Annotated in this window: 16 protein-coding genes and 2 tRNA genes; 7 read left to right on the plus strand and 11 right to left on the minus strand. The window is 56.0% G+C overall.

The window, feature by feature from the left end; genetic code table 11:
- Nucleotides 1–524 precede the first annotated feature (524 nt).
- The 3 genes from CGZ80_RS06160 to CGZ80_RS27860 form a co-directional block, all read right to left on the minus strand.
- Nucleotides 525–597, minus strand: a tRNA-Ala gene (locus CGZ80_RS06160).
- A 72-nt stretch (nt 598–669) separates the two neighbouring features.
- Nucleotides 670–743, minus strand: a tRNA-Ile gene (locus tag CGZ80_RS06165).
- Nucleotides 744–997: 254 nt separating this feature from the next.
- Entirely contained in the window at nt 998–1144 is a 147-nt protein-coding gene (locus CGZ80_RS27860; RefSeq protein ID WP_158222578.1) for a hypothetical protein, read from the minus strand.
- Nucleotides 1145–1246: 102 nt separating this feature from the next.
- Between CGZ80_RS27860 and CGZ80_RS27545 the strand changes: the two genes are divergently transcribed.
- Both CGZ80_RS27545 and CGZ80_RS06185 read left to right on the plus strand, forming a co-directional pair.
- Complete coding sequence (locus CGZ80_RS27545; RefSeq protein ID WP_143543768.1) at nt 1247–2047, plus strand: hypothetical protein; 801 nt, start codon at nt 1247–1249, stop codon at nt 2045–2047.
- Nucleotides 2014–3174 (plus strand): TlpA family protein disulfide reductase, encoded by a 1161-nt coding sequence (locus CGZ80_RS06185; protein WP_094412450.1) that lies wholly within the window; start codon nt 2014–2016, stop codon nt 3172–3174. Before CGZ80_RS27545 ends, CGZ80_RS06185 begins: the two co-directional genes overlap by 34 nt.
- Nucleotides 3175–3189: 15 nt before the next feature.
- Here CGZ80_RS06185 and CGZ80_RS06190 read toward each other — a convergent pair whose 3' ends face one another.
- Together CGZ80_RS06190 and aroE are read right to left on the minus strand one after the other, a co-directional pair.
- Nucleotides 3190–3591, minus strand: a complete 402-nt coding sequence (locus tag CGZ80_RS06190; protein ID WP_094412696.1) for a GNAT family N-acetyltransferase — start codon at nt 3589–3591, stop codon at nt 3190–3192.
- A 153-nt stretch (nt 3592–3744) separates the two neighbouring features.
- On the minus strand, nt 3745–5238 hold the full coding sequence (aroE, locus tag CGZ80_RS06195) for a shikimate dehydrogenase (RefSeq protein ID WP_094412452.1): 1494 nt from the start codon (nt 5236–5238) through the stop codon (nt 3745–3747).
- A 355-nt stretch (nt 5239–5593) separates the two neighbouring features.
- Here aroE and CGZ80_RS06200 point away from each other — a divergent pair, with 355 nt between their 5' ends.
- On the plus strand, nt 5594–6718 hold the full coding sequence (locus CGZ80_RS06200; protein ID WP_158222579.1) for a PQQ-binding-like beta-propeller repeat protein: 1125 nt from the start codon (nt 5594–5596) through the stop codon (nt 6716–6718).
- A gap of 85 nt (nt 6719–6803) precedes the next feature.
- Here the strand turns inward: CGZ80_RS06200 and hisI are convergent, their stop codons facing one another.
- On the minus strand, nt 6804–7190 hold the full coding sequence (gene hisI, locus CGZ80_RS06205; protein WP_198953639.1) for a phosphoribosyl-AMP cyclohydrolase: 387 nt from the start codon (nt 7188–7190) through the stop codon (nt 6804–6806).
- A gap of 266 nt (nt 7191–7456) precedes the next feature.
- On the opposite strand from hisI, the gene CGZ80_RS06210 reads away from it, so the two are divergent.
- Nucleotides 7457–8131: a glycosyltransferase family 2 protein gene (locus tag CGZ80_RS06210; RefSeq protein ID WP_094412456.1), complete on the plus strand. Its 675-nt coding sequence runs from the start codon at nt 7457–7459 to the stop codon at nt 8129–8131.
- On the opposite strand, the gene CGZ80_RS06215 is transcribed toward CGZ80_RS06210, so the two are convergent.
- From CGZ80_RS06215 to CGZ80_RS06225, 3 genes are all read right to left on the minus strand, one after another.
- The gene (locus CGZ80_RS06215; protein ID WP_094412458.1) at nt 8104–9219 is read right to left on the minus strand and encodes a polyprenyl synthetase family protein; all 1116 of its coding nucleotides are present in this window, start codon (nt 9217–9219) and stop codon (nt 8104–8106) included. The two genes, CGZ80_RS06210 and CGZ80_RS06215, sit on opposite strands and share 28 nt — an antisense overlap.
- A 104-nt stretch (nt 9220–9323) precedes the next feature.
- Nucleotides 9324–9872, minus strand: a complete 549-nt coding sequence (gene moaC / locus CGZ80_RS06220) for a cyclic pyranopterin monophosphate synthase MoaC (protein ID WP_094412460.1) — start codon at nt 9870–9872, stop codon at nt 9324–9326.
- 75 nt (nt 9873–9947) lie between these two features.
- The gene (locus CGZ80_RS06225; protein ID WP_094412462.1) at nt 9948–10520 is read right to left on the minus strand and encodes a response regulator; all 573 of its coding nucleotides are present in this window, start codon (nt 10518–10520) and stop codon (nt 9948–9950) included.
- Between the two features lie 1193 nt (nt 10521–11713).
- Between CGZ80_RS06225 and CGZ80_RS06235 the strand changes: the two genes are divergently transcribed.
- Both CGZ80_RS06235 and CGZ80_RS06240 read left to right on the plus strand, forming a co-directional pair.
- The gene (locus CGZ80_RS06235; protein WP_094412466.1) at nt 11714–12799 is read left to right on the plus strand and encodes a M42 family metallopeptidase; all 1086 of its coding nucleotides are present in this window, start codon (nt 11714–11716) and stop codon (nt 12797–12799) included.
- Between the two features lie 2 nt (nt 12800–12801).
- Nucleotides 12802–13662, plus strand: a complete 861-nt coding sequence (locus CGZ80_RS06240; RefSeq protein WP_094412468.1) for a hypothetical protein — start codon at nt 12802–12804, stop codon at nt 13660–13662.
- 89 nt (nt 13663–13751) lie between these two features.
- Here the strand turns inward: CGZ80_RS06240 and CGZ80_RS06245 are convergent, their stop codons facing one another.
- Both CGZ80_RS06245 and CGZ80_RS06250 read right to left on the minus strand, forming a co-directional pair.
- Complete coding sequence (locus CGZ80_RS06245) at nt 13752–15284, minus strand: S8 family peptidase (RefSeq protein ID WP_158222580.1); 1533 nt, start codon at nt 15282–15284, stop codon at nt 13752–13754.
- 294 nt (nt 15285–15578) lie between these two features.
- Entirely contained in the window at nt 15579–16940 is a 1362-nt protein-coding gene (locus tag CGZ80_RS06250; RefSeq protein ID WP_094412472.1) for a hypothetical protein, read from the minus strand.
- Here CGZ80_RS06250 and CGZ80_RS06255 point away from each other — a divergent pair.
- Nucleotides 16928–17992: an extracellular solute-binding protein gene (locus CGZ80_RS06255; RefSeq protein ID WP_094412474.1), complete on the plus strand. Its 1065-nt coding sequence runs from the start codon at nt 16928–16930 to the stop codon at nt 17990–17992. The two genes, CGZ80_RS06250 and CGZ80_RS06255, sit on opposite strands and share 13 nt — an antisense overlap.

Genomic DNA, 17992 nt, shown 5'->3' on the forward strand with positions numbered 1-17992 from the left:
TGGTTCGTTAAAACCGCTTGGCAGATTACTGATGCCAATTACCAAACAACCAAATTGTCAAATATCAATGTTCCGGCGTTCGCCCTTTCAGGCACGTCTCGGAAGACGCTGCTTATCCGCAGCCGAGTGAAGCACCGCAGTGCGTCACTCGGTTGCCGATCAGCGAGGCGGGAAGATACGGGCGACAGTTCGTGTCGTCAACCGGTCTTCTCGAGAATTTCAAAAATGTTTTTTAAAGCTCTCGAAACCGCTCCGTGAGGAGCAGGTCCCGTTTTCCCCGGGTCGGGGCGGGTAAGATAGAGACTTCCTTGCTCAGGTCAACTCCATCCTTGAAGATTCTTGCGAAGATTTTCGCTGTCGTCTCCGTGCTTCGGTCCGGCGTTTGCTGTCGATCGTTTCTGATCGGGCAGAGCCGTGAAGCGTGAGGATCCGCTGAGTTCAGCGGGGCGAGGAACTTAGTGTCTCGCCAGTTTCTTTGAAACCCCTGGTTCCAAAGAAAGGCTACCCTCTCAGTCTTCCTTCAGTGGAGGTAGACGGACTTGAACCGACGACCTCCTGCGTGCAAAGCAGGCGCTCTCCCAACTGAGCTATACCCCCTTCCGGAAGCTTGAAGTGCTTGCGGTTGTTTTGCGAAATTTACTCTCGCTTGTCAACCGGCTAACTTCAAAGTGGGCGTGCCAGAACTCGAATCTGGGACCTCGTCCTTATCAGGGACGCGCTCTAACCAACTGAGCTACACGCCCGATTCCTTGACGTCGTTCCAACAAGTGGAGGACATCTCGGTCGGCCCTCGCAGTCACATGTGCTGCGAAGCGAGGGAGAAGTGTACGCAAACGATGTGGTCTGTCAAAGCCATCTTGGCTTTTGTTGGACGAAATTTTCCCGAGGGATCGTTTCGCTGCGAATTCCACGATGTTTGCACCCGCAAAAATGGTTCTCGCGAGTGGTCCGAAGTGTGTTTCGGTTGTTGCCATCGCTTTCATTTGCTGCTGGAGCACTAATCTTCGGTCAGTGCCCCCGAATCACTTAAATCGACATTCCAATAAACTTGCAGGTTCGGGCAAAATAGTTTTGGTGGCGGCTCGGTTACCAGCGTTCGGACCAGCGTTCGGTCGGAATCCGACTGGCGATCGTTTTTCGACACCGAGAGTCCTACCTCGAGGAACCTCGGTTTTCGGTCACGTCCTACGATCCGCACAGCCGAAGTATGTGACCAACACAGCCCTTCAACTGGACAGTTTTGAAAATGATGGATCGATTGCACATCGGAAACTTGTTGTTGCCACGCCGCAAACGATGGATGGCACTGGTGGTGCCTTCGCTGATGGCAGCCTTTACGGCGTCAGTTCATGCCGCCGGGCCGTCGGTTGCCAAGGCATTGTCATTGAAACCGATTCAAGCGGATGCCGTTTATGAATCCGTTGAAGAGGCTGACTTCGACCGCTGCCAAGTCGTAACTGTCGACGAATCGGGCCAGTCGGGGTGGGAAGTGATCGGCCCCGAAGGGACGCTTCTTCGCCGTTTTGTCGACACTAACGGCGACAAAAGCATTGATGTGTGGTCGTATTACAACTTCGGAATCGAGTCCTACCGCGACATTGACGACGACGGAAACCGCAAGGCCGACCAATACCGTTGGCTGGGCAACGCTGGCACGCGTTGGGGGATCGACCGAAACGAAGACGGTAAGATTGATGCTTGGAAACGTTTGTCGGCCGAAGAGGTTACATCCGAGGTGGTCAGTGCGCTTCGCGAACAAGATGCAGCGCGGTTCGCGGCCTTGTTGATTACACCAGAAGAGCTCGATTCACTCGGACTAGGCACGGAGAAGTCTGAACAGATCGCTGCCAAAGTACGCTTAGCGAACCGCGAGTTCGGCAAGCTAGCACAAGCACAATCTGCAGTATCAAAAAACGCGAAATGGTTGCAATTTGCTGCGCCAGCACCCGGGATCGTGCCTGCCGGAACCGCCGGATCGAGCAAAGACGTTCTGGTCTATGAAACGTTGTTGCGATGTATGAGGATGCCGGGCAAGGCGGGCAATTGATGGTCGGTACACTCATTCAAGTCGATGATCGCTGGCGATTGGTTTCGCTGCCGACGATCGGCGGTGGGGACGGGACGCTTGCACAAAGCCAGCCGATTTTCTTCTCGCCAGCCGCAGAAACATCCAGCCTGGGTGGCGCACTCGGTAGCGAAGAGATGCAAGCGTTGGTCGCTAACTTGGAGTCCATTGATAAAGAGTTGGCGGGAGCATCTGGCGCCGACGCGGCGAAGCTACATGAGTCGCGGGCAAAGCTTGTGGAGCGTTTGATCGCCCAATCGGTCACTCCCGAAGACAAAGAGTCTTGGGCGAGACAGTTGGTGGACACGTTGCGAGTGGCGGTGCAAAGTGGTCAATACCCCGGCGGCATGGAACGCTTAAAGACGGTCGCAAGCCGCTACGTGCGTCAGAATCCAGAGTTGTCTGCTTACGCGGACTACGAAGCGTTGCAAACCGAGTGGATTGTTCGGCAGCAGCAAGCCAAGGACGAAGAGCAGCCCGAGGTGCAAGAGTGGTACCACGAATCTCTCAACCGTTTCGTTGACGAGCATCAGCGTAGCGTTGAAGCCGCAAAGGCGCTGTTGCAACTGGCGCTTGGCAAAGAGTTTGAGAGCGATAGTGGCGCCGCCCTCGAGTACTACAAGAAAGTTCGCGACAACTACGAGGGAACCGACGAGGCGGAGAAAGCTGCTGGTGCGGTCAATCGTTTGGAATCGGTCGGTCGTCGCATCGAATTGACCGGAAAGACAATCGAGGGCAAGGAATTCAAGCTTTCGGAACTGCGTGGTCGGCCTGTCATTCTGCACTACTGGGCGACATGGTGTGGTCCCTGCAAGCAAGACATGAAATTGCTCAGCCGACTGCAAGCTCGCTATCGTCGTGAAGGATTGACGTTGGTCGGGATCAACGTCGACGCACAGCGAACCGACGCGGTCGCGTTTTTGAACGAGAACCGTTTGCCTTGGGTTCAGCTATTCGAAGAAGGCGGCTTGGAGTACAGCCGGTTGTCAAAAGCGTTCGGCGTTCAGACGTTGCCGACGATGATGTTGATCGACAAGACCGGAACGGTTGTCAGCAACAACATCGGTGCAAACGAATTGGACGAAGCGATTGACAAGTTGGTCAAATAAGCATCACGGCGGTGATTACTCGCGGTCTTCATAAGGCCGCGGGCGGAGCTGGTGAAAGAGAGCTCGCTTCTGATCGGGGAGCGAGTAATCAAATCCGCAGCTCTGTAGGAATCGCTCGGAAGAGCTGATCGCCATGATTTCCATCACGCCGAGCCCACGCGCACGCTCGACACACATGCCGACCAAACGCTTGCCAATGCCCGCATTGTGATAGTCCGGGTGGACGGCCAGGCACTGCAGTTCTGCCAATTTGGGGCTGTAGACCTCAACCGCGCAGAACCCGTAGCACCGCTGTGGCTTTGTTTCTGCGTCTTGTTTTTCTGACAACTTCATCGCGACGAAGCCGTGTCGCGATAGCTCGACGATTTCTGCTTGGGTTCTTGAGAGCAACAAGTGTTGCATCACATAAGGACGCATCAAGGCATGAATCGCTGGGACGTCACTGGGCAAAGCCTGGCGAAATTCCAATTGGTCGATGATCTCGGTCACGTGTCGTCATCCTGCGGCAGAAGGTCTCCGAAGGCCATTGGTACCCAACGGCCGACTTCGCAAGCCATTTCGTGCGACGCGTTAGTGGATTTGGACAGGGTTGGTGGCCTGTTTGATCGTTTTACGCATCAGTCTTGCTGGGGCATCTTTACCGGTAAATAACTTGTACTGGTAGGCGGCTTGCCGGACAAACATATCGATGCCCGTGATGATGCGACACTGGGCCTGTTGGGCGTACTTGATCAGCAGCGTGTTTTCCGGGTTGTAAACGGTGTCAAAGACCACCATGAACTGGTTCAAAGCAGACGCGTTGAACGGGGAGGTGTCGACGTTGGGATGCATCCCAACGGGGGTGCCGTTAATCAGCAATTGAACCTTTTGGTTATGGCGGTCTTCCCAAGGAACGGCTCGGCAGCCGATTTCCGAAGCGAGGTGCTGTGTCCGTTCTTCGTTGCGTGAGGTAACGATCACGTCGGCTTGGCGTTGTTTCAGTCCCCAAGCGATCGCGCGCGAGACTCCGCCGGCACCCAAGACCATCGCGGTTACACCTTGTAGCGAGTTCTCTTTGGGGGCATCGCCGCGTTCCAGAATTTCTACGATGCAGTCCATCGCGGCGCGGTAGTCGGTGTTGTAGCCCAGCTTTTCACCGTTGTGGAAAACCATGGTGTTGATCGCACCGATGCCATTGGCGCTGGCTTCGGCCTGGGTGCAGTAATCGAGTGCACGCTCTTTATGCGGAATCGTAATGCTGATCCCTTTGAGTCCGATTTCTTCGACCGAATCCATGAAGTGGTGAAGGTCGTCGTGTGGGACTCGCAGCGGCAGATAGCGGGCGTTGAGCTGCTGATCGGCGAACGCAGAGTTGTGGATCATCGGGCTGTAGCTGTGACTGACCGGGTCTGCGATCACGCCAAACAATTCGGTGTCTTGATCGATGCCTTTCACATCATAAAGACGCGTCATGTCTTTCCAGTTCAGCTGACCTGGTGCCATCTTTTTGTCCACGCTGTACGTCGCGTAGGTGAACGGCGATCCGAAACGGTTGGCCAGGATTCGCGTGAGCATCCCGATTTCGCCCATGCAAATACCAATCGTCGGAACTTTGGCTTCGCGAACCAGTTTCAACATGCGAACGTTATCGCGGAACGTGTTGGCCATCGTCGCGATCTTGACGATGTCGGCGTCTTCTTCCGCCATCGCCGCGTGCAGGTCCTCGAGGTTTTCGGGGGTGCGTTCGAAATCGTGGTAGCTGATGATTCGCTTGGTTGTCCCGTACCTCGGGATTTGCGACGCAATATCGGTTTCGATGTCGACGTATTCGGCGCCGGCGACGATTGCCGATCGCAGCAGCATCAGCCGTTCTTGTTCGCTTTTTGTCCAGCGTCCGCCGTCGATGCGCCGGCGGGCGGTGATCACCACTGGTCCCGGACGGTTGTCCATCAAACGTCCCAGATTGACCGCGCGGCCGATGTAGTCGACGCGCAGTTCGACCAACTCGGCACCTTGCTCAACGAGTTGTTGATGTTCGCCAATCATCCGTGCATGACGGCTGCGGCCGAGGCTAACGCAAATCATAGGGGCTCAGTTCAGGAGTAAACGCGGGGATAAATAGGTGGTCGATGCGACGTTCGATGATCGAACAAAATCGGTTGGGTGATCGGTTGATGGCCCAGAGGAATCAATTTAGCAGCTAGCTAATTGATGACTTTGCCAGGGGGCGAGTTCGCCTTTCAACACGGGGTCGTATAATAAATCGCCGATACTGCCACGAGCAGGGGGGGGCGTTATTTCCACGATATCAGGTGATCCGCTGTGATCCGCTTGATCACCACTGGTTTTCCGGAGTCTGCAGATGACCGCGTTAAAAATGAACACAATCCGCCGGACACCTGAGTGTGGGCGAGCCTGGACGCGATGTTCGAACGCCGCGATGAGCCGATATCGTCGCCATTTGGGGTTCGGCTGCTTCGCTTTGCTGTGGTTCGGCAGCCTGCTCACTGCCCCTTCAACGGGACTGGCTGAGGATTGGCCGTTTCCACGCGGCGACGTCCATGCATCCGGAGCAAGCCCCACGGTGCTACCCGATTCATTGAAGGTGACGTGGGAATTTAAAGCGGACGAGGCTGTCGAAGTCACCCCTGTGGTGAGTGGCGACCGCGTTGTCGTGGGGGATGTGATGGGGACGCTCTACGCTTTGGACCGAAAAAACGGGAAAGAGGTTTGGCGGCACGCTTATGACACAGGTTTTTTGGCCTCGCCCGTCATTGCCGGTGACAAAGTAATCTGCGGTGACATCGACGGAAATGTCTATGCGTTGTCGCTGCTCGATGGGACTGAGGCATGGAAGCAGTCGACCGACGGCGAAATCAGTGGCTCGGCAGCCGTTTACGAAGGCCACGTTTTGGTCGCCAGCCAAGACGGAAAACTGTATTGCTACGAACTGGAAACTGGTAAACCCGTTTGGACCTACCAAGCGGACGACCAGATTCGCTGCTCACCGACGATTGCCGGCGACGTCACGCTGCTCGGCGGATGTGATGCGAAACTGCACGGAGTGGACTTAAAGAGCGGCGAGGCAGCTGGGGATCAGTTACCGCTTGATGGTCCGACTGGCAGCACGCCTGCGGTTCGAAACGATTTTGCGATTGTTCCGGTGATGGACGGTGTCGTTTACGGATTCGATTGGAAAAAGAAAGCGACACTTTGGAAATACGAAGACGTCGATCAGTCACAGGAATACCGCAGCAGTGCGGCCGTCAATGATTCGGTCGCGGTCGTATCCAGTCAACGCAAGAACATCGATGCACTCGACCTGAAAACGGGCAAGCGGCTGTGGAGATACACGCTGCGTCGTCGCGCCGATGCGTCGCCGGTGATAGCTGGCGATGACGTCTGGGTTCCCGCGACGGACGGACGCTTAGTGCGACTGTCAATCAAAGACGGATCGGAAAAGTGGGTTTATGAAATCCGTGGCGGATTCGTGTCCGGCGTCGCGATTGCTGGCGAACAACTGTTCGTAGCCGATGACGAAGGCGTAGTTCGCTGTTTCCAGTAGGTCGTTCGCTGTTTCCAGTAGACGGTGTGGCGCGAGACCGTTTGGTGCGGCAAACGCAGGTAAAACCACGCCTTGTTGCGAACGTTTAATAGACGTCTTTCGGGTCGACCAAACGCTCGTCAGCGATTTCTAAGGACGCGCCGTCGTTGACGACTTTGCGGAAGAAGCAGCTTTTGTAACCCTCGTGACAGGCCGCTCCGACCTGTTCGACTTTCAGCAATACAGTGTCTTGGTCACAGTCAACGCGAATTTCGGAGACCTTTTGACGGTGTCCACTGGTTTCACCTTTGCGCCACAGTGACTTCCGACTGCGGCTGTAGTAAACCGCGTAGCCTTCATCGAGGGTCGCTTGCCACGCTTCCTCGTTCATCCAAGCCATCATTAGGACTTCGCCGGTGCTCTCGTCTTGAGCGATCGCGGGCAGCAACCCGTTGGTGCCTCGTGAAAAATCGGCGATGGGGTTGGAATTCAATGCAAATCACTCCTTCAATGATGGTGGCGTCAAGGTATGACGGTCCTGAGAATCGGGCGGGCTGCCACGTTTCGGGTGGCCCAGTATTTTGGGTGGGCTCAATTGGCCCCTGAATTATAGGCAGATTCGGTCTGTGCGGAACGTCCCGCGAGAGTTGACCGTCTCTTTCGAAGGCACGACGTCCGCAAGTTGAATTCGACGCCGTTGGTGCGTCGATAGCGTTACCAGTCGGAGACACCAATTCTCTTCAATGGGCGGCCGCGGCTATGCCAGATAGGATCTCGATCGTATTGCCGATCCGAAATCGTGAGCATGAAATCGCGAATCGGGTCGAGGAATTGATTCGCGGTCTGATGGCACTGCTCGATCCGGCTCCCGAGATCTTGCTTGTTGATGACGGCAGTCGTGACCGTACGCCCGAAATTTGCCAACGTTTGGCGCAGCGCTACGATTCGGTGCGTTATCTGCGGCACGATCGGCCGCGTGGAATGGAGGCTGCCGGGCAAACCGGTCTGGAGCGATCAGGTGGCGACGTCGTCTTTATTCAAGAAGGAGACGTCGAGCTGAACTTCATCGATCTGCAGCATCTTTTGCGACTCATCGACGACCCGAGTATTCTCGCCGCGCGGGCCGAAAGCCTTTGTGAGCCGGTCTCGGAGGCTCTGGTGCGAAGAGTCCGCTTGTGGGGTGTCGAGGATTCACACGCATTGCAGTCGCTGCAAAGTCGCGGCGCGTCGTGTGGGTTGCAAATGGTGCGACGTTCCAACGTCCAGCGATTGACCGCACATGGCACCGGGCAAGCGGTCGGCAAACGCTACCGACTCGAAGGTAAATCGAAACGCTTGGTCTCGCTGGCTCGTACGCAACGCAGGGTTTACCGCAAAGGCTTCGCCGACCTTCGCATCCAAGACAATCAGAACGTGCGGTCAACCGAGAAGTAAGCGATTTCGGTCAGGCATCGCCGCGAGTCTTTTTCCGGCAGGTTTGCGATTGCCGCAAGTGCACGATCGCGGTACTCGGCCGCGACGTTTGCGGTGTAAGCTTTGGCGTCGGACTTGTCGAGCAATGGACGAATGCGATCGACTCGCGAATCGGGGGCGCCGGAGAGAATTTCTAGGACAGACTGTTTGACCGTTGATGTCGCGGTCTCCAACAGCCGAATGATCGGCAGCGTGAGTTTGCCTTGTTGCAAATCGGTGCCCAACGTTTTGCCGACCGCACCGTCGTCGCCCCACAGGTCCAAATAGTCATCGGCGATTTGAAATGCGATGCCAAGGTGATCGCCGTACGCCGCGATCGCTTCGATGTCTCGTTCGTTGCGTCCCGCTTCGGCGGCAGCGAGTGAGCAGGCCACGCGACACAGTTCCGCCGTTTTGCCGCGGATCATCGCAAAGTAGGTCGCCTCGTCGAGTTCCAGCCAATCGCGATGCAGGACCTGGCGCAGTTCACCCTCGCAAACCAAACGTGCCGCTTCGCCAACCCATTGGCATGTCCGGGTGTTGTCCAGTGTCGCGGAGAGTCGGAAGCTTTGTGCGAAGAGATAATCGCCGAGCAAAATGCTGGTGTGGTTATTCCATTTCGCGTTAACGGTTTCGACGTGTCGCCGGGTCAATGCGTTGTCGAGCACATCGTCGTGAACCAGAGTCGCCGTATGGACCATTTCCAGGACGGTGGCGATCACGACGTTGTTGTTGGTGACTTCGCCCAAGGCATCGGCGAGCAACAAATGGATTGCGGGGCGGAGTCGTTTACCGCCTAAGTTGACACCGTGTCGCAGCAGCGCGGCGACGTCTTCGAAAGGACTTTGCAGTTCTTTGCGGAGTAGTCTTTCGACCGCTTCGAGAGGTTGTGTGATCGGTCCGTAGAGGCGATCGAGCAGGGACGCCGACGGTGAGTTCTTTGTTCCTTGCTTATTGGCGGGACGCGCGATGGTGCCCGGTTCACGATTGCCGTGATGATTTTGAACGCCATCGCCGATTTCGACCCCGCTGGAGGGCGATCGTTTATCAAACGTGTTGGAAGCGTCCATATCTCTCGGCGTTGGTGCAAGGAAAAGTCTGCAACGTCATACCTTCTATGCGGTAGCAACCGCAATCCGGGGGCGATCGCAACGACGGAACGTCGTTGTGTGGGTCACGATTCTCTTTCGTAGTCGCCGGTTGCCCCGCCGGATTTGTGTGTCAGCTTGACTTGGTGGATTTCGATCCCGCGTTCGACACTTTTTAGCATGTCGTAGACGGTTAACGCACCCACGGTTGCTCCGGTCATCGCTTCCATCTCAATTCCGGTTTTCCCGGTGGTTTGGCAAGTCACGCGGCATTGCAGTGTGTCTGTCTGATCGGAAGTTTCTTTCCAACTGAAATCGACGTCAACCGACTCGATCGGAATCGTGTGGCAGAGGGGGATTAGGTGGGCGGTCCATTTGGTGGCATTGATGGCTGCCAGACGGGCGACCGCCAGGACATCCCCTTTTTTGCTTGTCCCGGTGCGTACGACACCCGCGGTTTCGGTGGACATTGTGACGCAGGCGACGGCGACTGCTTTGCGGACGCTGATCGCTTTGGCGGAGACGTCGACCATGCGTGCGTTTCCCTGAGCGTCAAAATGGTTCGAAGCCACGTGGTGACCGGTGGGCTGGGCGGACGCGAACTTGGCGCGGGACAAATAAAAAACGCCACGCATTTCCCGCAAATGCGTGGCGTCTTTTTACGTTTGGTGGCAGACGAATCAAGAGGCGGCGAACCGCAGACTTGACGCTTACACCAATTCTTTCTTCGCTCCGACGAGCGTTCGCAAGCGTTCTGCCAACAGGTGGGCGTCGAACGGCTTCTTGAACGTTTCGTTGATGCTGCTTCGGTCGAAGCTCATCGGTTGTCCATCATCGGGCAACAGGGCAATCAAGATCACATCGGTGAAATCTGCATTCTTGCGAAGGTTTTGGCAGATTTGGACGGCTTCGATCTTGCCGATCGAGAAGTCCACGATGATGCAATCTGGTGTAAAACTCTCAGCCTGGATGCCGGCTTCAAATCCGCTGGCTGCGACGGCAACCTTGAAGGATTTCTCGGGTGGCAATTCACGCTTGAGGTTCTCGATCAAAACTTGGTCCTGGGCGACGATCAAGCACTTGGCCATCGCTTCGTCTTCCAAGTCACCCAATGGCATGCCGTGTTCCTTCAGGAACTTGATCAGGTATTCACGAGGAATACGACGATCTTGTGATCCTGGGATTCGGTAGCCTTTCAAACGCCCCGAATCGAACCATTTTGAAACGGTTCGGGGTGCGACTTTGCAAATCTTGGCGACCTGTCCAGTCGTAAAGACCTTCATATCAGGCTCTCCATAACGCCTCGTTGATTATTCCCTCGAACAATGGTGCGTCGGTACCCAATGTTCTCATGGCCTAGGTCAATCAGTCACACAAACGGTCTACCGAGAAAGACGTCCGATGCCGCGGTCCTGAACGCGACGAAGGTCGTTTACCCAGTTGACTTTAATGTTTGAGTTGCACCGAAAGCTGGGTCAGGCCACCCGGCTCACATCCTGTGACGCTTGCCGAACGGGATCACTTGCTAGGTTTCAAACGGTCACGGCCGAACGACGATCCGGCCGGTGGGTAGGGAAGAAACTTGGCGTCAGGCGACCAACGCCCAACGTTCCGGCGATCAAGGCTGCGAGCGTGATAATGGGTGCAGTATCACGTCGCTCCTCGTGCAGGAACGTTCGGCTATAGTCGCCATGCGCCCTCGAAAATAAACAGGCGTTGGCCTGCGTCAGATCGATTGCTAGCCCAGAATTCCCCCCTGGGTGGATCTCGATTCGACTGCCACCAGCCCTCTTGTTTCGAGACACCCGAAGGTGCTTGAGAGTAAGAGAACTCAGCCAAAATTTCTTGATCCGAGACTTAGTGTCGAGCAAAACCACCCCAATTCTTTAGGGCGTTTAGAAGGGAACAAGCACCACGACCACTGTGACAGTCCCTGACCGGATTAACCCGGACCTCAGGAATCAACCGGACAGAGCAAAACTCCCGTGTTTCTGACATTTTTGACGCCCACACCCGTCGTCGTGTCGCGATCGGATTTGCGAATTCGGCGAAAAAAAAACTTTTCATAAAGTCGATTTTGTCGGTCGATCAGCCTAGACATGGTCCGTTTTCGAAGCGGATCGCCGACTCAGTCGCGTTGTTTTTCCACTTGAACGCTTCCCGCCGGTTTCTACGGGCAATCCGCCAACGAGGGCTGGCGGACATCGTCGCCTGCTTTCGCACGCATTGCGTGCCGTTGCCCTGCTTACCTGTACTCGCGATCCGACAGGCATGGGGGGCTTGTCGTCCTAAGCCACCATGCGGAGTGTCCCACCATACAGCGTAACCCACCGTCTGGTCTCGAATCGCTCTCGACGCTCCGGTATCCTGCTTGTCAGACTTCTGGTTGCCAGCGAGCTCCTGGTTGCCAGCCAGGCGATCGTATTCATGGCGAATCCACTTTGCCCCAAACTCCACTCCTTTCCATAGCTGCGGAATGAACCACGAAGCGCGTCAGTTTTTCGAAAACGCAATCCACACCCCAAGTCCTTCCGGATACGAAGAACGCATTCAGCAGCTCGTCAATGACTACATCTCACCCCACGCAGATCAAGTCCGCATCGATGTCCATGGCAACCTGATCGCCCAGGCTGGTGACACGTCTGGTCCGCGCCTGATGTACGCCGGGCACTGTGACCAAATCGGGATGCTTGTTTCACACATCGATGAAAACGGGTTTGTGTACGCGCAGACAATCGGTGGTTGGGATCCACAGCAACTGATCGGCCAAGCGATGACGATTTGGACCGACAACGGGCCCGTCCCAGCCTTGATCAGTCGCAAGCCGATTCACTTGTTGAATGACGCCGAACGCAAGCAAGTCGTTGGGATCGACGAAATGTGGCTGGACATCGGTGCTTGCGATGAATCACAAGCTCGCGAGGACATTCGGATCGGTGACCCGATCACATTGGACCTGCGCATGCGGCCGCTGATGAATTCGATCGTTTGCGGCCCGGGGATGGACAACAAAACCGGCATGTGGACCGTGATCGAATCGCTTCGCCGCGCCAATGAGTTCACCAAAGGCAAACTGCAGTGTCACCTGCATAGTGTTTCAACCGTTCAAGAAGAGATCGGACTGCGCGGGGCAAAAACGGCTGCCGGCGGTATCAATCCAACGGTCGCAATCGCTGTCGATGTTACTCACGCGTCGGACTGCCCGACGATCGACAAAAACAAACAGGGGAACATCCGGCTGGGTGGTGGCCCGGTGATCTTCCGTGGGCCAAATATCAATCCTGCCGTGTCCAGACGCCTGATCGACTTGGCCGAACAATACGACATCCCGTACCAACTTGCCGCGATCGGGCGCGCGACTCCCAATGACGCGAACGTATTGCAGTTGCATGGTGCGGGGGTCGCTACGGGACTGGTCGCAATCCCCAACCGCTACATGCACTCGGCCGTCGAAGCGATTTCACTTGACGATATCGATCACGTCGCTGACTTGCTTGCTCGCTTCGCGGAGGCGTTGACGCCAGAAGATGACTTCACGCCGGCGGTCCTTGGCGGGCGCTAACGATGGCTGGGAAACGACGAAGCCCTGCGAAACGTGCACGGCCATCGGCGACTCGTCCGGTGGGAACCGCTGCTTCGACGCCGCAACCGCGTGACCCACAGGTGTTGGGAACGTTGGCCGGTGAGGTGGCACTCCGAAAGTTTGCGCCGCCACAGCGGGAAAAGATGCGGCGTCAGATTTACGACTACGTCTTGATGAGCAGTCGATGTCTGGACGGACCCAATTTTACCAAGGTATCCGTCGAAGACCTCACGCGGATGGTCCGGATGTACGACGACTTGTTTTTCGAGGGTCAGATCATCAAGGCCGCGTCCGCAGAGGGACTGTCGTTCCAACTCTCTTCGCGGATGACCAGCGTCGGTGGCAAACTAGTCACTCAATATCCCAATGGCTTTGCGTCGGGGGCGCGAAAGTTCGAACTGGTGCTTTCAAGCACACTGTTGTTTCAGACGTTTGAAGACGTTTCACGTCCGATCGAAGTCGCGGGCTGTCTCTGCAAAAACCGACTTGAGGCGATGCAGCGTGTCGCCGAGCACGAGTTCGTGCACCTCACCGAAATGCTGATTTGGAACGACGGCAACTGCAACGAAGCCCGCTTCCAGTCGATCGCCGGTCGGTACTTTGGTCATACCGATTACCAACACAACTTGATCACGCAGCGTGAACGGGCGGCGATCAAGTTCGACATACGCGTCGGTGACAACGTTTGTTTCTCGCATGACGGCCACCGTTTACATGGCCGCGTCAACCGCATCACGCGCCGCGCCACCATCCTCGTCCTCAACGCCAAAGGCCAACGCTTCAGCGACGGCAACCGCTACGTCAAATACTACGTCCCACTCGAGCACCTCCGAAAAGCCTAAAAGGTGTCAGGTACCTTTTAGGCAGAATAGGCAGTTTTGAAGTCGATCCGTGAATGGTTCGTGATACTGGAGCGTGAATGCTGAATTGCCTAAGCCTCCAAAAAGGTACCTGACACCTTTTTGGCGAGAGGGATGGTGTAGAGGGTGGAGAGTTGGGTTTGGTTGAGCGCGCCGGTGACGAGGACGTTGCGTAGTTGTGGGGCGGTGAGGTTGGGGGCGGCGGAGAGGACGAGTGCCGCGACGCCGGCGACGTGAGGTGCCGCCATGCTGGTGCCGCTCATCGTTGCGTAGCGTCCGTCGAGATACGTGCTGTAGATCTGCACGCCGGGCGAGTCGACTTGAACTGCGCCGCTGTCGCCGACACGATTGCTGAACGAGGCAACTTGCCCGGACGAATCAAACGCCCCGACAGAAATGACGCCACCTAATTGACTGCTCGACTGGGCCGGATAGCTGGGCACACTTGCCGACTCATTCCCGGCGGCCGCAACAACGAATGATCCCAGCGATGTGGCGTACTCGATCGCGTCGGCGATTTTCGCACTCGCCGTGCCGCCTAAACTGAGATTGATAATCTGCGCACCCAGATCGGCCGCATAGCGTATTCCGGCCGCAACGGTTGCGTCTGTTCCACGCCCTGAGTCATCCAGCACACGCACAGGCAGGATTGTCGCGCCGGGGGCAACGCCAGTCGAACCGATACCATCGTTTGCCGCAGCAATCGTGCCTGCGACGTGGGTTCCGTGGCCATTGCCATCATCGGCAACCGCATCAAGGTCGACGAAATCGTAGCCGCTGACATCATCGACGTACCCGTTGTGGTCATCGTCGAGGCCGTTATCGGGAATCTCGCCCGGATTCACGAATAAGCTGTGTTGCAGTTCGGGATGGTCCAAGTCGACGCCTGTGTCAATCACCGCAACCGTGATGCCTTGACCGGTCGAACCCGCCGCCCACGCTTCTGGCGCGCTGATCGTGTTCAAGTTCCAATCGTTGGCAGAACCAAAGTAGTCAACCTCCGGCAACACTTCGATCGGCGACTCCGCTTCAGGAGCGGTCTCAACGGCTGGAACAATCGTGTCGTTTTCCGTCGTCGTCGGGGCAATTGGTGTCGGTGCGATCGGTATCGGCGGTGTCAACGACTCGACGTCAAAGTTGATGTGGTACCAAGTCGTTCGCGTGGAACGAGCCGCGATCACGAGGAAGTATTCGCCGGCAATCAATTTGCCACGAATAGAGTCGGTTGAAGTGCCCGAGAGTTTCGACGAAGCAAGCTTCTTGCCATTGCGATTGAGCAGGTACAAGTCCGCATTGCGGGTAAGATGGTCGAGCGTCAAGTCGATGTGTGAGTCATCGAGAACTTCAAAGCGAACCACATCCAATCGGTCTGATTGACTGAGTTGCCCCAACCGAGACATCGTCCCCTGCACCACACCAAGGTCCGCTGCTGTTGATAAGGTGCTGCCAGCCGCATCGCTGGCCGCAGTCGCCGTCATTTCGATGCGGACTTCTTGTGAAAGGGATGCAGCTATGATCTCTGCATCCTGTGGAGGCGTCTCAGTCATCACGCCACACCAATCGCTGGCCATCATCCGTCGGCTTTCAAGCGATTGAAGACTCAACCGACGCCGCGAAGTAGAACCCTTTCGAGAGGTTGTCTGGTTCCGACGAGACAATCGCAAGCGGTGGATCATGACGCGCAGTCCGATACAGCGTGATGCAGTCAAACCACCGCGTGGAAGCGACAACAAAAGGAAGCGTTGTCGTCAAGAATCGGACGGTGGAGACAAGAGATTGGTGACAAGACAGTGCAGCGATCCTGTCAAAACCCAGTCACCGCGTCACGACCAATCTGTTGCGAAATGCAGATGCAAGCAACAAGTTTCCAGGTGTCCAGGTTGATTTCGCTTGGCCCACTACGGTGATGTGCGAATGCTCAGTTTGTAGCCGCCTTGATTGTTCCCGAGATCACCCAAGTAGTCGTTCACGCGAAAGAGCAACCAACAGTGCTGGTCGATCACAATCGTTTGAGTTTGGTCGAGTGTAAACGTCTTTAGCGGTGTCGCGTATTGATTGTCATCAGCGAGATTGGGCAGCATGCAACCGATCAACTGTCCGAGTGGACGCCCTTTCGCATAGTGGATCGTGATACCTGCCGGTTCGCTGATCCAAGGTTTGGGTGATTGGTTGACACTGCATTGGCCCGTCGCGGTGATGGTCAGCGTTGTGCCTGGGGCGAAACGAACACCTGTAGATTGCCAACCGCGATCGGCAGAAACGTTCAGGTTCAATTCGGACTGTCGGAACAATGGATCGCGAATCGATAGATCAACCTGCTCTCGCTGCAAATCAAAGCCATAATCAACCGTCTCGGTTAGCAAACGCCAGCGAGCGTTGATGATTGGCCATTGGGATTCCAACTTTCTGCGCATCGCTTGTGTGAACGCTTCCGGCAAATCGTTGGCATCGCGTGCGGCTTGTTGCCAAAGCGATTCATATTCGGGGTACTGATTGAACAGCAAGCTTACCAGCCAACACCAACCGTAGGATTCCACGTCACCACGCAAATCGGTGGGGAGTTCCATGACGGTTGCTAGGCTAGGGATCTTGGCATCGTTGCGAGCTTGTTCGATAAGTTTGAATCGCCCCCAATAAGGCACCTCGCTTTTCGAGCCGGGCACAGTGCCCAATTGGATAGTTCGGCCTTGATCGCGGTGGACACTCAATTGTTCGGCAACGCCTTCGGAGTACCAACTCGGGCCAGTGCTTCCGAATTGGTCGATGGCCAACGCGTGGACTCCTTCGTGCAGCAAAAGGTGTCGGGTATAGTATTGGCTCGGTTGGAGGCGGACCCACACGACGCCTGGCATCGCATAGCCGTGTTTGAAGTCCAACGTTTGTGGCAAGTCCCCGGATGCACGAAAGCGATCGGGCTGTTCCATCAGATACGCTCGGACCTTCCAATGATCAAGCGTTCCGGCGGGCAGCTTCAGCATGCGTTCCCACTGAGGGACAGCCGCATCAAAGGATTCCACCAAATCCTTGAGTGATTCGTCGGTGCCGACATCGCTTTGCAACGTGAGGTGTGTCCCACGAGCCACTTGATAGTCCGATCGACCGGTTGGGGGCGTTGCGGCATCTTGTCCCCAAGCTGGCCTGTTGGCGGCTAGGCCGAACAAGGCGAAGATGCTGGCTGCGGCCACTACAATCACGTGAGCGAATTGAGCTTTCAACAACGTTTCCAGGACCGACTTTCGAAATGAACATGAACGAATCATCGTTGTATTGTAAGCCACAACTCAGTCGTCGGCGATTCGTCGGTTCGTCGCTTCTGTTTTCGTCTGCCAGCTTATTGGGGGGCTGTGTCGCGCGGGCAGAGTCGGACATTGTGCTTTACTGTGCACTCGACGAAGTATTCGCCCGTCCGATTGTCGCGGCGTTTGAACGCAGTACCGAAAATGAAATCGGCGTGGTCGCGAAATACGATGTCGAATCGACGAAGACAGTAGGTCTGGTCAACCAAATCATTGCGGAGCAGCAATCGCCGGTTTGCGATGTGTTTTGGAACAACGAAATCATGCACACGGTCCGGTTGCAAAAACTGGGATTGCTCAAGCCGCGGAATTGGGATGTCGCAGCGGGCTGGCCGAGTGACATGATCGCCAGCGACGGGACGTGGTGTGGGTTTGCGGCGCGTGCGCGTGTCCTGCTTGTCAACACAGACAAGTTGCCGAACAAAGCGGATCGCCCGACAAGTGTCATGGACCTTGCGGACCCAAAATGGAAAGACAACTGTGCGATGGCGCGTCCGCTGTTTGGCACCACAGCAACGCACTTTGCCGTGCTTCGTGAAAAGGATGGGCACGACGAAACCATCGGCTTGTTGGAAAAGATCCATGACAACGCGGTAATCTTGTCGGGCAACAAGCAAGTCGCGCAAGCGGTCGCGTCGGGGCAGGTCGCATGGGGTTTAACCGATACCGACGACGCCGTCATTGAAAAGGACAATTTGCGTAAAGTCGAAATCGTGTTCCCGGACCAGCAAGTCGACCAGCCTGGCGCGATGCGTATCCCAAACACTCTGTCGATCTTGAAGTCGGCATCGCATCCGATTGCTTCGGAGCAGTTTGCTGACTACATCGTCAGTGCTGCGATCGAAGACCGTTTGGCGATGGGCGATAGCAGCCAGTTGCCGATTAGTCGCGACAGTAAATTCACACCACGTGTCATGCCGAAAGATCCGGTGCGGTGGATGAAAGTTGACTTCGAAGCTGCCGCCGAGGACTGGGAATCCTGGGCGAAGGAATTGATGACAATCTTTGAAGAGTAG

The sequence above is a fragment of the Rhodopirellula sp. MGV genome (genome assembly GCF_002251265.1).
GTDB classification, from domain to species: Bacteria; Planctomycetota; Planctomycetia; order Pirellulales; family Pirellulaceae; genus Stieleria; species Stieleria baltica_A.

What these genes read in the sequence shown, in the direction of transcription:
- CGZ80_RS27545 (WP_143543768.1), top strand. Translation starts at nt 1,247, where the DNA reads ATGATGGATCGATTGCACATCGGAAACTTGTTGTTGCCACGCCGCAAA.
- CGZ80_RS06185 (WP_094412450.1), top strand. Translation starts at nt 2,014, where the DNA reads ATGTATGAGGATGCCGGGCAAGGCGGGCAATTGATGGTCGGTACACTC.
- CGZ80_RS06190 (WP_094412696.1), bottom strand. Translation starts at nt 3,591, where the DNA reads ATGCGTCCTTATGTGATGCAACACTTGTTGCTCTCAAGAACCCAAGCA.
- aroE (WP_094412452.1), bottom strand. Translation starts at nt 5,238, where the DNA reads ATGATTTGCGTTAGCCTCGGCCGCAGCCGTCATGCACGGATGATTGGC.
- CGZ80_RS06200 (WP_158222579.1), top strand. Translation starts at nt 5,594, where the DNA reads ATGAGCCGATATCGTCGCCATTTGGGGTTCGGCTGCTTCGCTTTGCTG.
- CGZ80_RS06210 (WP_094412456.1), top strand. Translation starts at nt 7,457, where the DNA reads ATGCCAGATAGGATCTCGATCGTATTGCCGATCCGAAATCGTGAGCAT.
- CGZ80_RS06215 (WP_094412458.1), bottom strand. Translation starts at nt 9,219, where the DNA reads ATGGACGCTTCCAACACGTTTGATAAACGATCGCCCTCCAGCGGGGTC.
- moaC (WP_094412460.1), bottom strand. Translation starts at nt 9,872, where the DNA reads ATGCGTGGCGTTTTTTATTTGTCCCGCGCCAAGTTCGCGTCCGCCCAG.
- CGZ80_RS06225 (WP_094412462.1), bottom strand. Translation starts at nt 10,520, where the DNA reads ATGAAGGTCTTTACGACTGGACAGGTCGCCAAGATTTGCAAAGTCGCA.
- CGZ80_RS06235 (WP_094412466.1), top strand. Translation starts at nt 11,714, where the DNA reads ATGAACCACGAAGCGCGTCAGTTTTTCGAAAACGCAATCCACACCCCA.
- CGZ80_RS06240 (WP_094412468.1), top strand. Translation starts at nt 12,802, where the DNA reads ATGGCTGGGAAACGACGAAGCCCTGCGAAACGTGCACGGCCATCGGCG.
- CGZ80_RS06255 (WP_094412474.1), top strand. Translation starts at nt 16,928, where the DNA reads ATGAACGAATCATCGTTGTATTGTAAGCCACAACTCAGTCGTCGGCGA.
- CGZ80_RS06250 (WP_094412472.1), bottom strand. Translation starts at nt 16,940, where the DNA reads ATGATTCGTTCATGTTCATTTCGAAAGTCGGTCCTGGAAACGTTGTTG.